Origin of the sequence: Pseudomonas sp. PDM01 (assembly GCF_014852325.1) — a bacterium.
GTDB lineage: Bacteria > Pseudomonadota > Gammaproteobacteria > Pseudomonadales > Pseudomonadaceae > Aquipseudomonas > Aquipseudomonas migulae.
On sequence record NZ_JACVBK010000010.1, the window covers coordinates 142,931 to 157,763 of the forward strand.

Genomic DNA, 14,833 nt, shown 5'->3' on the forward strand with positions numbered 1-14,833 from the left:
GTTCATTCCTCGATCACCACGGGGGTGCAGGCGCGACCGGTTTCGGCGGCTTCGCGGATGGCTTCAATCAACGCCAGTGTGCGTGCCGCATCGGCAGCGCTGACCAACGGTTCAACTTCCCGACGCACCACGCGCACGAAATGCTGCAACTGCAAACCCAGGGCTTCATCGGCGCTGACGCTTTCCTGCATCGACAACAAGGGTTGATGCCATCCCCCATCAGCGTCGGCGTAATGCCAGCGCTTGAGTTGCGGAATGCTCAACGCGCCGCCGGTACCGGCCAGCAAGTAACACGGCTGATCCGCCTGACGCGGATACACCGGGTTCTCCCCGGAATCCAGCTCCCAACTCCAGGGTGCCGCCACCGCGTCGGAACCGGTCAGGCTGCCCAGAGCGCCGTTGTCGAATTGCAGCAACACCGCCGCACAATCCTCGTTGGCAAACCCGCGCACGGCATTACTGGTGATCGCTTGAACCTGCCGCACTTCGCCGCACAGATGGCGCAGCAGATCGAGGTCATGGATCAGGTTGGTCAGCAACATTCCCGCGCCTGGTTCGCGGCGCCACGGCGTTTCGAAATAACTGTCGGGTTTGCGCAATTGCCAGAGCGCGGTCACCATCGTCAGCCGTCCCAAAGCACCGCTTTGCACCAGTTCGCGGGCGCGGACGATCAGTGGATTGTGCCGACGATGATGGCCGACCAGCACCGGGACGCCGGTGGCTTTCGAGGCGGCTACCAACTCGCGCGCCTCATCCAGGTGCACGCCGACCGGTTTTTCCAGCAGGACCGGCACGCCGGCAGCCAGGCAATCGAGCGCGGTGCTGACGTGCAGCGTGTTCGGGTTGGCCACGATGACCGCGTCCGGCTTCACCTGCTCCAACATCTGACGGTGATCGGCGAAATACCCCACGCCCCATTCGGCGGCGAGGCCTGCCGCTTGCGGGCCAGGGTCGGCTACCGCGCACAGGGTCGCGTCCTTCAGGATGTGCAGATGCCGGTAATGCTGCTGGCCCATGTTGCCGGCACCGATCAGGGCGATGCGAACGGGCGAAGTCATGGTGCGGTCCTCTTGTGATTATTGTTGATTGACCCTCAACAATTTAGAACCTGGTTCCAGATTCTTACACAAGCGATTCACGAAAGCGTGCGAACAACGCACAACTTTCCGGCGAACAAAGATCCATGTGGGAGCGGGCTTGCTCGCGAATGCGGAGTGTCAGTCGCAGCATTTATGCGCTGATAGACCGCATTCGCGAGCAAGCCCGCTCCCACAGGGTTTCCTGTGCGGCGGTGGTTAACTGAAGAATTCTGACGCGAGACTCGCCGCCGACAACTCTTCGGCAAATCTCAACAACAGCGGCGCCAACTCATGCAGCCGCACCCCCGGCATCCGCGCGCTCGGCCCGGCAATGCTCAGCACCCCGATCACTCGCCCATCACTCGGGTGACGCACCACCGCCGCAATCGCCGAAGTGCCCACCGCCGAGCTCTCTTCGACCCAGGCGTAGCCCTGCTCCCGCGCCAGACGCAGGCGCTCGAGCAATTCAATGTTGGAGCGCGGCGCGTTCGGCCCGAGGTCTTTTGGCCGCTCGCCGCCCTGGCGTTCCACCAGCGACAACGCTTCGGCATCGCTCATGCACGCCAGCCACGCATGGCCCGACGCCGTGTAAAACAGCGGCGCATCACGGCCCATGTCCGGGTCGTAACGCAGACCGGAGCGGGCGCCCTGGGACTTGGCGATCCAGGTTTGACGCTCGCCCTCGATGACCCCGAGGCGCACCAGTTCGCCGGTTTCCTGGGCGAGGCGATCAAGCACTGGCTGCACGATATCGGCGCCGCTTCCCGACAGATAACGGAACCCCATGGCCACCAGTTTGGTCGACAGGTGATAGCGCAGGTTATCCGGATTCTGCCGCACGTAACCCAGCCGAATCAGCTCGGCGAGCAAGCGATGAGTCGCGCTTTTAGGGATGTCCAGTTGCTCTGCCAGCGTCTGCATCGGCAGGCCGCGAGGGTCACTGGTGAGGCTTTCCAGCACGCTGAAAACACGTTCGATCTGACTGCCGGCCATGGAAGGTTCCGCCTGAAATTTGCCCGATTCTAGAAGACAAACCGCCTAATGCGAAATCTGGAACTGCTTGTTCGGTAACCGCCCGTTTTATCGGCTGAGTGGTTGCCGAGCGGATTCACGTCGCTATATTTTCTGGAATCCAATTCTAAAAATATGCACTGGAGTTTTAAACAATGCCTGCCGAATCCCACAGCTCACCAGACATCGACTGCGATGTATTGGTCGTCGGCTCCGGTGCAGCCGGGTTATCGGCAGCGGTCACCGCTGCATGGCACGGATTGAAAGTCATCGTGGTGGAGAAAGACCCGGTATTCGGCGGAGCCACGGCGTGGTCCGGCGGCTGGGCCTGGGTGCCGTGCAATCCTCTGGCCCGCCGCGCCGGCATCGTCGAAGACGTCGAGTTGCCGCGCACCTATCTCAAGCATGAACTCGGTGAGCGCTACGAACCGGCAATGATCGATGCGTTCCTTGAGGCGGGCCCACGGATGGTCGCCTTTTTCGAACAGCACACCTCGCTGCAATTCGCCGATGGCAATGCCATCGCCGACATACATGGCGATACGCCCGGTGCCGGAACGGGCGGACGTTCGGTGATCGCTGCACCCTATGACGGGCGAAAAGTCGGCAAGCTGCTGAGGCGTCTTCGCAAAACCATGCGGGAAACTTCGTTCATGGGCATGCCAATCATGGCAGGGGCGGACCTGGCCGCGTTTCTCAACCTGACCCGTTCGGTGCCCGCCGCGTGGCACGTCACCCGGCGCTTCACCCGGCACCTGCTCGACCTGATTGTGCATGGCCGGGCGATGCAGCTGGTCAACGGCGTGGCGCTGGTCGCACGCCTGGCAAAATCTGCCGAAGACCTTGGCGTGCTGCTCTGGGAATCGGCGCCTGTCAGCGAGTTGCTTCGCGAAGGCGATCAGGTCCGGGGCGCGCTGGTGAGCACCGCCAAGGGCAAGGTCCGCATCCATGCGCGCAAGGCTGTGGTGCTTGCGGCCGGTGGGTTTGCCAATGACATCGAGCGGCGCAAGGCACTGTTCCCGCGCACACCGACCGGCAACGAACACTGGGCGCTGCCCCCCCTCGGCGTGGCCGGTGACGGTTTGCGCCTGGGCGAAAGCGCCGGGGCCCGGGTCAACACCAACATGGCCTCTCCCGTAGCGTGGGCACCGGTCTCGCAAGTGCCACACAGGGATGGCAGCATCGGTCACTTCCCGCACATCATCGAACGGGGCAAACCGGGGATCATCGGCGTACTGAGCAACGGCCAGCGCTTCGTCAATGAAGCGAACGGCTACTACGACTATGTAACGGCCATGGTTGCCGCTGCGCCTGCCGGCGAAGAGGTTGCCTCCTGGCTGATTTGCACCCATGGTTTTCAACGCCGATATGGACTGGGCATCTCTCGGCCGTTTCCGGTTCCGTTGTCATCCTTTATCCGCAGCGGCTATCTGAAAACCGGCAACACGATCGAGGAATTGGCCCACGCCTGCGGCATCGACCCGAACGGGTTGCGCAGCACTGTGGCGGACTACAACCAGCATGCGCGCAACGGTGAAGACCCCTTGTTTGGCCGCGGTTCGACGCCTTACAACCGCAAACAGGGTGACGCCTTGCAGCAACCCAACCCGTGCGTCGCCCCCATCGAGCAAGGGCCGTTTTACGCGGTGAAGGTCCAGCCCGGCTGCTTCGGCACCTTCGCCGGGCTCAAGGTCAATCAACACGCCCAGGTCCTCGGCGAATCCGGCCAGGCCATCACCGGGCTGTACGCTGCGGGCGGCGACATGGCCAGCATCATGGGCGGGCATTACCCCGCCGGCGGCATTAATCTCGGCCCGGCGCTGACGTTCGGCTACATCGCCGCGCGACATATCGCCGGCATCACTGCTTACGAACAGGAGATCGACCATGCAGCGCATCGTTAATGCACAGGGCTTGAACATGCCCAAACTCGGCCTCGGCACCTGGCCGATGCTCGGCGAAGAATGCACACGCGCCGTTGAACAGGCGTTGAAGTTGGGTTATCGGCATATCGACACTGCTGCCGCCTACAACAACGAAGAGGCCGTCGGTCAGGCGCTGGTGAACAGTCCTACGCCTCGCAAGCAGATCCACGTCACCACCAAAGTCTGGTGGGATCAACTGCAACCCGATGCCATGCGCCATTCCATGGACCGCAGCCTCAAGGCCTTGCGCAGCGATTACGTTGACCTGTTCATGATCCACTGGCCGACCACCGATTGGGACCTGCCACGCACGATCGAAACCCTGGTGTCATTCAAGGAGCAAGGCCTGGCGCGCAATATCGGCGTGGCGAATTTTCCGCTGCCGCTGCTGCGCAAAGTCGTCGAAGAACTGGGCGCGCCGCTGTCAGCCATTCAGGTCGAATACCACGTGTTGCTCGGACAAAACGCGCTGCTGGACTACGCCCGTCAACATGACCTGGCACTGACGGCCTACTCGCCGCTGGCCCGCAACAAGGTCTCGGACATCCCGCAAATCCAGCAGATCGCCGCCAGACACGGGGTTCTGCCAACACAAGTGGCGCTCAAATGGCTGCTTGATCAACCGAACGTTGCGGCGATCCCCAAGGCCAGCAGCGAGGCTAATCAACTGGCCAACCTGGCCTCGCTCGAAGTCCAGCTCAATGACGAAGACCGGGCGTTGATTGCCGGATTGTCGAAACGCGAACGACTGGTCAGCCCTGACTTCGCGCCGGTGTGGGATGCGTTCGACCGGTAAGCACCGGACTGCTTTTCGTAGGAGCCGGCTTGCCGGCGATAGCGTCCATAAGATCGCCATCGCCGGCAAGCCGGCTCCTACAAGTCATAGGGCGTTCGCCCTGACGTCATAAAAAACCCATCACCTGACGGAATTCGATGGGCTATCCACGTTCAATACACTCAGTAATGTTCCCGCCCGCATAAAAGCCGGACGACCGGACTGGCGCCGCTCCCACTCACCAGCAACACTCATCCCCACGATAATCAGAGGATTCCCACATGCTATGGAAAAAAGGCCGACGCAGCGACAACGTGGTCGATGCCCGTGGTGATGATGTCGGCGGTGGTGGCGGCGGGATGCGTTTTGGTGGCGGCAAGGGCCTGAGCCTGACCGCGATCATTCTGATTGTCGGGATCGGCTGGATCACCGGCCAGGACCCGTTGCAGATCCTCGGCCAACTCACCGGGCAGATGACCGAGCAATCGGCACCGGCACCGACGCAAACCCGCAAGGCACCGCCAGCCAATGATGAAGGGGCGGAATTCGTCCGTTCGATCCTCGGTGACACCGAAGACACCTGGGGCCAGATTTTCCAGCAGGCCGGCCGGCAGTATAAAGATCCTACGCTGGTGCTGTTCAGCAACCGGGTGAACTCGGCGTGCGGCCTGGCCACCTCGGCGACCGGGCCGTTCTATTGCCCAGCAGACCAGAAGGTTTACCTGGACATGAGTTTCTTCCAGGAAATGTCGCAACGCTTTGCCGCTGCGGGTGATTTCGCTCAGGCCTACGTGATCGCTCACGAAGTCGGACACCATGTTCAGACCTTGCTCGGCGTTTCCGCGAAAATTCAGGCCGCCCGTCAGCAAGGCCGGCAAATGGAAGGTGACGGTGGTTTGTTGGTGCGTCAGGAACTGCAAGCGGATTGCCTCGCGGGTGTCTGGGCCAACAATGCACAGCAACGCCTGAACTGGCTGGAGCCGGGCGACATCGAAGAAGCCTTGAATGCCGCCAACGCCATCGGCGACGACCGCTTGCAGCAGCAAGGCCAGGGTCGCGTGGTGCCGGACTCGTTTACCCATGGCACGTCGGCGCAAAGGGTGCGCTGGTTCAAAACCGGATTTGCGCAAGGCCAGGTGGGCCAGTGCGATACCTTTGCGGCGAAAAATCTGTAAATGAAAAAGTGGTTGTTGATGTTGTTGTTTACTTGCACCTGCACCCAGGCTGACGAGCATGGGGTCAAGGAGATCAGCCCCGGCCGACTCTTGTTGAAAGAAGGTGAGATGGCGGTGGGCATCGGCCCGGCGCCGGCGAAAATCGAGCGCGTGCTGATCATCATCCATGGTCGGTTGCGCAATGCTGAAACCTACCGCCAGAGTGCCGAGCGGGCGGCAGAGCAAGCCGGGCAAAGCGCCAATACGTTGGTGATCGCTCCGCAATTTCTCAATGAAACTGACGTAGCACTCCATCCAGTCGCCGACACCGTGTTGCGTTGGCAGGGCAATGACTGGATGGCTGGCGGTTTATCCACCGCTCCGTTTGCCCTGAGTTCCTACGCGGCGCTCGACCAGATCATCGCCCGGCTCGGCGATCGTCGACAGTTTCCGGATGTGAAGGATGTCGTCATCGCGGGCCACTCCGGCGGCGCTCAGGTGGTTCAGCGTTATGCGTTGTTGAGTCACGATCAACCGGAGCTCAAGGCGGCTGGCGTGCACGTGCGCTACGTCATTGCCAACCCGTCTTCCTACGCGTATTTCGATGAACGGCGGCCAGTGGCGTTCAGTCACGCCGGTTGCCCGGCGTTCAATCGCTGGAAGTACGGCTTGTCAGATTTGCCCGCTTACGCCGAAGGACAAACGCCCGCGCAACTGGAGGAAAACTACGTTCAGCGTGACATCGTTTATCTACTGGGGCAGCAGGACATTGATCCGAACCATCCGGCACTGGATAAAAGTTGTGAGGCGAAAGCCCAGGGCGCTAATCGATTGATTCGCGGGCGCAGTTATTTTGAGTTTTTGAAGCGTAGCCATCCGCAAGGATTGAATCAGCAATTGATCGAAGTGCCCGGGGTTGGGCATAACGGGGATGGGATGTTTACGTCGCCGGAGGGGCAGAAAGTGTTGTTCGGGCAGTGATGACGCCTTCGCGGGCAAGTCGGGTCGCCGCACCGCTCGCTCCTACAGGCGCATGCAAAACCTCGTAGGAGCGAGGCTTGCCCGCGAAGGGTCCCTCAAGCCAACAACATTTCCCGCAACGCCACGCAATCCGCCGCATGCCAATCAGTCAGCTCAGGCCACGGGTTATCCGGCAAATTCACCAACACCGTCCGCGCCCCCGCCGCTCTTCCGCAATCCAGATCAAACCGGTAATCACCGACCATCACCATCTCGCTCGCCGGCACGTTCCAGGCCTCGGCCAATTTCAACAAACCACCGGGGTGCGGCTTGGGCGGCGCTTCGTCACGCCCCAGCACATCCTCCACCGCGAAGCAGTCCGCCAGGCCAATGGCCTCCAGCGTCACATGCGCCAGTTCCCGAGCATTGCGCGTAAGGATGCCCAGGCGATAACCGCGCCCCGCCAACTCGCGCACCAGTTCCACAGCACCCGGCGCCGGTTTCGAACCCAGCGCCAGATCCCGTTCATGCTCCAGCAACCATGCATGTTTGGCCGCGGCTTCAGCAGCCGGCAGCGCGGCGAGGTGGGTCAGGATGTCGTCTTCGGCCGGGATCGCCAGCGCCACGCGAATCGCCGCGAAGTCATGCACGGCCACCGTCAGGGTGCCGTCCATGTCGAACACCCAGTGCCGCACCTCGGCCAGGCTCATGCCCAATCCTTGCGGTGACGGATCAGGCCTTCCTGAGTGACCGACGCCACCAGTTGCCCGGCGCGATTGAACACGCTGCCACGGCTGAACCCACGGGAATTGCCGGCCCACGGGCTGTCCATCGCGTACAGCAACCAGTCATCGGCACGCAGATCCGCATGGAACCACAGCGCGTGATCGAGGCTGGCGACCTGCATGTCTTTCTGCCAGACCGACTTGCCATGGGGCAACATCGAGGTGGTCAGCAGATTGAAGTCCGACGCGTAGGCCAGCAGGTATTTGTGCAGCGCCGGGGAGTCGGCCAACGCGCCGTCGGCGCGAAACCAGACGTACTTGACCGGGTCGGATGGCTGCGGGTTGTAGGGATCTTTCTCGGTGACCGGACGGAATTCGATCGGCTTCGGGCACAGCAGTTTTTCACGCATGTGCTCGGGGATCAGGTGCGCGCGCTGATGGGTCAGCTCCAGTTCCGAGGGCAGGTTTTCCGGCCCGACCACCGTCGGCATCTGGCCCTGATGCTCGAAGCCTTTTTCGTCATATTGGAACGATGCGCTGCACGTGAAGATCGGGTTGCCCTTCTGGATCGCCGTGACCCGACGTGTGCTGAAACTGCCGCCGTCGCGAACCCGATCAACCTGATACACCACGGGCAACGTGGAATCGCCCGGACGCAGGAAATAACCGTGCATCGAATGCACATGACGCGCGACTTCGACCGTCTGGCTGGCCGCCGACAGGGACTGACCGATCACCTGGCCGCCGAACAACTGACGAAAGCCCAGGTCCTGGCTGCGGCCACGGAACAGGTTTTCTTCGATCGGTTCCAGGGTCAGCAAATCGACCAGATCATCCAACACTTGGCTCATTCAGACTCTCCTCACACATCGCAATGCCGCGCAGTCTTGGCTGCGGCGGTCGATTCAGTTTCCGGCCAGGGCCATCATTGGCGCCATTGTAAACGTCCGGGCCGTCTTATCCATGCAAGGTTTGCAGCCATTGTTCACGGGTGATGCGGTACAGCACATGGTGACGCAGAGGATGATCGACCGCGAGTTTCGGGTGGTCGAAGTCACCGGCTGAATCATGGTGCATACCGATGGCCTGCATGACTTTCTGCGATGGCGTGTTGGTTTCCGTGGTGAAGGACACGACTTCTTGCAGCGCCACCCGGTCAAACCCGCAGCGCAGAGCGGTCCACGCCGCCTCACTGGCGTAACCCAAGCCCCAGTGTTCGCGGGCCAGGCGCCAGCCAATCTCGATGGCCGGCGTGAAAGGCGCGTCGAAACCGACCACGCCGAGCCCGGTAAAACCGATGAATGCACCGGTGTCCTTGCGCTCCAGCGCCCAGAGACCAAAACCATGCTCGGCGAAATGCCCACGAATCCGTCCGATCAGCGAAGCACTTTCCAGTCGACTCAAGGGCGCCGGGAAATAACGCATCACCTGTGGATCGGCGCACATCGCCGCAAACGCCGGCAAATCCTCGTCACGCCACTGCCGCAACAGCAGTCGCGCGCTCTCGAGTTCCAGTATCGGCTCCATCGTGCCCCTCCGTTTCCATGCCGCAAGTCTACATCGCTGGTAGGATCGTTCACTCATTCCTACACGCCGTACTCATAAAAGCCCGTCATGCCGCTGCCACTGATCTACCACGAAGACTACAGCCCCGAGTTCCCGGCGGAACACCGCTTCCCCATGGACAAGTTTCGCCTGCTGCGCGATCACCTGGTGGACAGCGGGCTGACCCGGGACGCCGACCTGCTGCGCCCGGAACTCTGCCCGCCGGAAATTCTCGCCCTCGCACATGACGCTGCCTATATCGAACGCTACATGAGCGGCGAGTTGTCCCGCGAAGACCAGCGGCGTCTTGGCCTGCCGTGGAACGAAGCCCTGGCCCGGCGCACGGTGCGGGCGGTCGGCGGTTCGCTACTGGCGGCGGAACAGGCGCTGGAACATGGATTGGCCTGTCACTTGGCCGGCGGCACGCATCACGCGCATTACGACTACCCGGCGGGGTTCTGCATCTTTAACGACCTGGCGGTGATCAGCCATTACCTGCTGGAAAGCGGTCGTGTGAATCGGGTGCTGATCTTCGATTGCGACGTGCATCAGGGCGACGGGACTGCGCGGATTCTGCACAACACCCCGGACGCGGTGACCGTTTCCCTGCACTGCGAGAAGAACTTTCCTGCACGCAAGGCCGAAAGTGACTGGGACATCCCGCTGCCCAAGGGCATGGGCGATGCCGACTACCTCAAGGTCGTCGACGACGCGCTGAATTATTTGCTGCCGCTCTACCAGCCGGACCTGGTGCTATACGACGCCGGTGTCGATGTGCATAAGGACGACGCGCTCGGTTACCTGAAGCTGACAGACGAAGGCGTGGCCGCTCGGGATGAAAGCGTGATGCGCCATTGCCTCGGGCGGGATATTCCGGTGGTCGGGGTGATCGGCGGCGGCTACAGCAAGGACCGCAAGGCGTTGGCGCGGCGGCACGGCATCCTGCATCACAGCGCACAGCGGGTGTGGGCGTCATCAGGTTGTCATTGAGGTGTGCGCCTTTACCCACAATGCCTGTGGAACTGCCTGTGGATAACCTGAGCGAAAGGGCCTACAGGCCATGCTGCATATGGCATGCAGAGCGCTGGTTGTTTTTTGATCACTATTTTATGAACACCCCGGAACCAATGTGGGAGCGAGCCTGCTCGCGATGAGGCCCTCACATCCAACATCGATTTTGACTGACCCACCGCCATCGCGAGCAGGCTCGCTCCTACAGTTAACCGTGCTGGTAGAATGCCCGGCTTATTCCGCCGAACCGCAGCGCACACCATGACCCAATCTTCCGCCGCCCTCCCCCCTAAAGTCGCCATCATCGGCGGCGGCCCCGCCGGCCTGATGGCGGCCGAAGTGTTGAGCCAGGCAGGGATCAAGGTCGATCTGTACGACGGCATGCCTTCGGTCGGCAGGAAATTTCTCCTCGCTGGCGTGGGCGGCATGAACATCACCCATTCCGAAGCGTACCCGGCGTTCCTCTCACGCTACGCCGAGCGTGCACCGCAGATTGCACCGCTGCTGCGAGCCTTTGGTGCCGAGGCGCTGTGCCAGTGGATTCATGACCTGGGCATCGAAACCTTTGTCGGCAGCTCCGGCCGGGTGTTTCCGACCGACATGAAAGCCGCGCCGCTGTTGCGCGCCTGGCTCAAACGGTTGCGAGAGGCCGGCGTAGTTATCCACACCCGCCATCGTTGGCTCGGCTGGGATAACAACGGTGGTTTGCGTGTTGAAAGTCCTGAGGGTGAAAAAACCCTGAAGCCCGAAGCAACGCTGCTCGCCCTCGGTGGCGGCAGTTGGTCGCGCCTGGGTTCGGACGGCACGTGGATGCTGCCACTGGAGCAGCACGGCGTAGGACTGGCGCCGCTGCAGCCGAGTAATTGCGGCTTCGAGGTGCAGGCCTGGAGCGAATTGATGGTCAGCAAATTCGCCGGCGCGCCGCTGAAAAATATCGCGATCGGTCTCAATGACGACATCCCTCGGCTTGGGGAATGTGTGATCACGGCCACCGGGATTGAAGGCAGTTTGATCTACGCCCTGTCGGCGCCCATCCGCGAAGCGATCAATCAGCAGGGCTCGGCGACCATTCATCTCGACCTGTTGCCGGGCCGGCCTGTGGATAAAGTTCAGGCGGCGCTGAGCAAACCGCGCAGGTCTCGTTCAATGTCCAAACATCTGCACAGTCAGCTCGGGATAGATGGCGTGAAAGCGGCACTGCTGCGCGAATTGACGCCGGCAGAATGCTTCGCCGATCCGGCGTTGTTGGCTAAAGCGATCAAGGCGTTGCCGCTGACATTGGTGAAAACCCGTCCACTGGACGAAGCCATCAGCACTGCCGGTGGCGTGATGTTCGAGGCAATGGATGAACGTTTGATGCTCAAGCAGTTGCCTGGCGTGTTCTGCGCGGGGGAAATGCTGGATTGGGAAGCGCCGACGGGCGGTTATCTGCTGACTGCGTGTTTCGCCAGTGGGCGAGCGGCGGGGTTGGGGATGGTGGAGTGGCTCAAGCGCAAGGCTTGAGACCGAGTTGCGCCCTTCGCGGGCAAGTCGGGTCGCCGCACCGCTCGCTCCTACAGGACACCACTAATCTGTAGGAGCGAGGCTTGCCCGCGAAGGCGGCCTAACAGTCGCCGCAATCAATCAAGGCTTACGCTTACGCGGCCCAGTATTAAACACCGGCACCTTACGCACAGGCTTGATCGAAGGCTCCGGCGCCGAAGCATCCCCGCTCTCAACCCATTTACCCAGATTGCGTTTACCGCCGCTGGACGTCTTCGGCTTCTTCGGTTTTTTCGGCTTCTTCACCACCTGACCGCTGGCATCGGTGTCCGGCACACGGTGCTCAGGTTCGAAATCGTGTTCCATCTGCCGAGGCAACGTCTGACGCGTCAACGTCTCAATGGCCGACAGCAAATTCACTTCATCGGCGCAGACCAACGAAATGGCCTGCCCGGTGGCACCCGCACGGCCGGTACGACCGATGCGGTGGATGTAGTCCTCTGCCACGATCGGCAGGTCGAAATTGACCACCAATGGCAAATCTTCAATGTCCAGACCACGGGCCGCGACATCGGTGGCCACCAGGATCTGTACTTCGCTGGCCTTGAAACGGTCCAGCGCACGTTGACGCGTAGCCTGAGGTTTGTCGCCATGGATGCCGTCGGCGTTGATGCCCAGGCCCTGGAGTTTTTCCACCAGCGCGTCCACGCCATTACGGGTCTTGGCGAATACCAGCACCTGCTTCCACTTGCCCTTGCGCAGCAGGTGGATGAACAGCTCCGGCTTGCGCTTCTTGTCCACCGTCACCACCCACTGTTTAACGGTGTTGGCGGCAACGTTGCGCGGGCTGACTTCGATGCTCAGCGGATCATTGAGCATTTGCCCGGCCAGCAGGCGAATCGCATCGGAGAAGGTCGCGGAGAACAGCAGTGTCTGACGTTTCTTCGGCAGCACGCGGTAAATGTTCCCCAGCTCCTCGGAAAAGCCCAGGTCGAGCATGCGGTCGGCTTCGTCCAGCACCAGGGTTTGCAACTGGTTGAACTTCAGCGCGTTCTGGCGGAACAGATCGAGCAGACGGCCCGGCGTCGCCACCAACAGGTCGACGCCTTTGCGCAACTTCATCATTTGCGGGTTGATGCTGACGCCGCCATACACCGCATAAGTGCTCAGCGGCAGGTTCTCGGCGTACTGACGCACGGCTTCGTGAACCTGCTCGGCCAGTTCGCGGGTCGGCACCAGAATCAATGCGCGCACCGAGTTGGCGGTGACTTTCGGCCCTTCCATGGCCAGCAATTGCAGCAGCGGCAGCGCGAAACCGGCGGTCTTGCCGGTGCCGGTCTGGGCGGCGGCCATCAGGTCGCGACCGGCCAGCACCGCCGGAATGGCTTGCGCCTGAACCGGCGTCGGGGTCTGGTAGCCGAGCGTCTCGAGAGAGCGCAGCAAGGGTTCGATCAGGCCAAGGGTGGCGAAAGTCATGGGATTACCGTAGGAAAATTCAGCGCGGTTGTGCGAAACAAGTGTGCAATGGCGCGCAGTTTACCCTAATTCACACTCGATTCTGTCTGCACCACCGCAGCAGGTCGTTCCGGCGCCCGGCGCCACTGCGGCAAACCGATCAACACCACGGCACTGATGATCACCAGCATGGCCAGGGCTTCTTCGATGCCGATGGTCTCGCCGACAAACACGATCCCCAGCAACACCGCCACCGCCGGGTTGACGTAGGCATAACTGGTGGCCGCTGCCGGACGCACGTTTTTCAACAGGTACATGTAGGCATTGAAGGCGATGATCGAACCGAAGAAGGTCAGGTAGGCCAACGCCGCCCACCCTTCAATCGGTGGCATGGCTTCCATGTGTTCGCCGCTCAGCGCACTGCCGATCAGCAACGCCACGCCGCCCACCAGCATTTCCACGGCACTGGCCATCGCGCCCTGGGGCAACGGCAAGTGTTTGCTCCAGACTGAACCGAACGCCCAGGCCGCCGCCGCAAAGATCAGCAACATCGCACCCAGCGGGCTCGATTGCAGGTTGGAACCGAGGTTGAGCATGGCGATGCCGATCAACCCGAGCACAATCCCCGCCCATTCGAGACGGGTATTACGCGCACCCCAGAAATATCCGCAGAGCAAGGTAAACAACGGCACCGTCGCCACCGCCAATGCCGCGACGCCGGAAGCGACGCCCATGTGCTCCGCCACACTGACCCCGCCGTTACCGCACGCCAGCAGCAAAATCCCGATGATCCCCGCCGCTTTCCACTGCGCCCAGGTCGGTGCAGGTGCCCCGCGCCAGCGCAGGAACGCGTACATCAACGTGCCAGCAATGACGAAGCGAATACCGGCGAGCAACAAGGGCGGCCAATACTCCACGCCAATGCGGATCACCAGGTAAGTCGAGCCCCAAATCACGTACAAGGCGAAAAAGGCAGCGATCAACGGCAAGGGAAAACGACGGAGGCCAGGCATGGGGGGCAGCTCGCAGGCAAGGACAAATGAACAGCTATTCTAGAAAGGCGAACAGCAGAAAATAAGTTACAAAACCTGTTTATAGCGCCGGTACACTTTTCAAATCACGGAGATCAGCGCTATAAACCGTGCTTTCGAAAGTCAGCCATTTTTCAGGAATTCGCTCATGGACAAATACGACCGCATGCTCCTCAGCGCCCTACTGGAAAACGGTCGTGCGTCCTACGCCGACCTCGCACGCAAAGTGAACCTGTCCGCCCCGGCCGTGGCCGAGCGCGTGGCCAAACTTGAGGCCAGCGGGGTGATTACCGGTTATCAGGCGAAAGTCGACATGGCCAAGCTGGGCTTGCCGATCCAGTGCGTGATCGAACTGCGCCTGAATCAGCACGGCAACCAGAAAGCCTACGACGACCTGATCAAAATCCCACAGCTGACCGAATGTCACCGGGTGACGGGTGATCCGTGCGTGATCATGCAAGCGGCGGTGGGTTCGATGCCGGAGCTGGAAGAGCTGATCAACCGGATTGCCACATTCGGGTTCAGCAAGACGTCGATTGTGTTGTCGAGCGCGATAGAGAAGCGCGTGCCGTTGGGGCAGTTGGAGGGGAACGGTAAGTAGTGATGCGGATGACGTTTCGCGGGCAAGCCTCGCTCCTACAGGATTTCATCGTACCCGTAGGAGCGAGGCTTGCCCGCGA

At 61.4% G+C, this 14,833-nt stretch carries 14 protein-coding genes; 7 read left to right on the forward strand and 7 right to left on the reverse strand.

Annotation, left to right across the window (positions count from 1 at the left end; all coding sequences use genetic code 11):
* Positions 1 to 2 precede the first annotated feature (2 nt).
* Complete coding sequence (locus IB246_RS24095; RefSeq protein ID WP_008041924.1) at positions 3 to 1,058, reverse strand: Gfo/Idh/MocA family protein; 1,056 nt, start codon at positions 1,056 to 1,058, stop codon at positions 3 to 5.
* Positions 1,059 to 1,295: 237 nt separating this feature from the next.
* The gene (locus tag IB246_RS24100; protein ID WP_008041922.1) at positions 1,296 to 2,072 is read right to left on the reverse strand and encodes an IclR family transcriptional regulator; all 777 of its coding nucleotides are present in this window, start codon (positions 2,070 to 2,072) and stop codon (positions 1,296 to 1,298) included.
* 173 nt (positions 2,073 to 2,245) lie between these two features.
* On the opposite strand from IB246_RS24100, the gene IB246_RS24105 reads away from it, so the two are divergent.
* The 4 genes from IB246_RS24105 (at position 2,246) to IB246_RS24120 (ending at position 6,925) form a co-directional block, all read left to right on the forward strand.
* A complete protein-coding gene (locus IB246_RS24105; protein ID WP_008041920.1) occupies positions 2,246 to 3,994 on the forward strand; it encodes an FAD-dependent oxidoreductase in 1,749 nt (582 codons plus the stop codon).
* Complete coding sequence (locus IB246_RS24110; RefSeq protein WP_008041917.1) at positions 3,978 to 4,811, forward strand: aldo/keto reductase; 834 nt, start codon at positions 3,978 to 3,980, stop codon at positions 4,809 to 4,811. The genes IB246_RS24105 and IB246_RS24110 overlap by 17 nt, the downstream gene beginning before the upstream one ends.
* A 260-nt stretch (positions 4,812 to 5,071) precedes the next feature.
* Positions 5,072 to 5,965, forward strand: coding sequence for a neutral zinc metallopeptidase (locus IB246_RS24115; RefSeq protein ID WP_008028943.1), 894 nt, complete (start codon positions 5,072 to 5,074; stop codon positions 5,963 to 5,965).
* Complete coding sequence (locus IB246_RS24120; RefSeq protein WP_008041915.1) at positions 5,966 to 6,925, forward strand: alpha/beta hydrolase; 960 nt, start codon at positions 5,966 to 5,968, stop codon at positions 6,923 to 6,925.
* 95 nt (positions 6,926 to 7,020) lie between these two features.
* On the opposite strand, the gene IB246_RS24125 is transcribed toward IB246_RS24120, so the two are convergent.
* The 3 genes from IB246_RS24125 to IB246_RS24135 form a co-directional block, all read right to left on the reverse strand.
* On the reverse strand, positions 7,021 to 7,614 hold the full coding sequence (locus IB246_RS24125) for an HAD family hydrolase (protein ID WP_008041913.1): 594 nt from the start codon (positions 7,612 to 7,614) through the stop codon (positions 7,021 to 7,023).
* Positions 7,611 to 8,480 carry an acyl-CoA thioesterase II gene (tesB, locus tag IB246_RS24130; protein WP_008031730.1) on the reverse strand — a complete coding sequence of 290 codons (870 nt, stop codon included), beginning with the start codon at positions 8,478 to 8,480 and terminating at the stop codon, positions 7,611 to 7,613. Before tesB ends, IB246_RS24125 begins: the two co-directional genes overlap by 4 nt.
* Before the next feature lie 106 nt (positions 8,481 to 8,586).
* Entirely contained in the window at positions 8,587 to 9,156 is a 570-nt protein-coding gene (locus IB246_RS24135) for a GNAT family N-acetyltransferase (RefSeq protein WP_008041912.1), read from the reverse strand.
* An 87-nt stretch (positions 9,157 to 9,243) separates the two neighbouring features.
* Between IB246_RS24135 and IB246_RS24140 the strand changes: the two genes are divergently transcribed.
* Both IB246_RS24140 and IB246_RS24145 read left to right on the forward strand, forming a co-directional pair.
* Complete coding sequence (locus IB246_RS24140) at positions 9,244 to 10,164, forward strand: histone deacetylase (protein WP_008041909.1); 921 nt, start codon at positions 9,244 to 9,246, stop codon at positions 10,162 to 10,164.
* A gap of 282 nt (positions 10,165 to 10,446) precedes the next feature.
* Positions 10,447 to 11,688 (forward strand): TIGR03862 family flavoprotein, encoded by a 1,242-nt coding sequence (locus IB246_RS24145; RefSeq protein WP_008041907.1) that lies wholly within the window; start codon positions 10,447 to 10,449, stop codon positions 11,686 to 11,688.
* Positions 11,689 to 11,808: 120 nt separating this feature from the next.
* On the opposite strand, the gene IB246_RS24150 is transcribed toward IB246_RS24145, so the two are convergent.
* Positions 11,809 to 13,143, reverse strand: coding sequence for a DEAD/DEAH box helicase (locus IB246_RS24150; protein ID WP_008031738.1), 1,335 nt, complete (start codon positions 13,141 to 13,143; stop codon positions 11,809 to 11,811).
* Positions 13,144 to 13,208: 65 nt separating this feature from the next.
* Entirely contained in the window at positions 13,209 to 14,135 is a 927-nt protein-coding gene (gene yedA, locus IB246_RS24155; RefSeq protein ID WP_008041275.1) for a drug/metabolite exporter YedA, read from the reverse strand.
* A 166-nt stretch (positions 14,136 to 14,301) separates the two neighbouring features.
* Here yedA and IB246_RS24160 point away from each other — a divergent pair, with 166 nt between their 5' ends.
* Complete coding sequence (locus tag IB246_RS24160; RefSeq protein WP_008041273.1) at positions 14,302 to 14,754, forward strand: Lrp/AsnC family transcriptional regulator; 453 nt, start codon at positions 14,302 to 14,304, stop codon at positions 14,752 to 14,754.
* Positions 14,755 to 14,833: the final 79 nt, after the last annotated feature.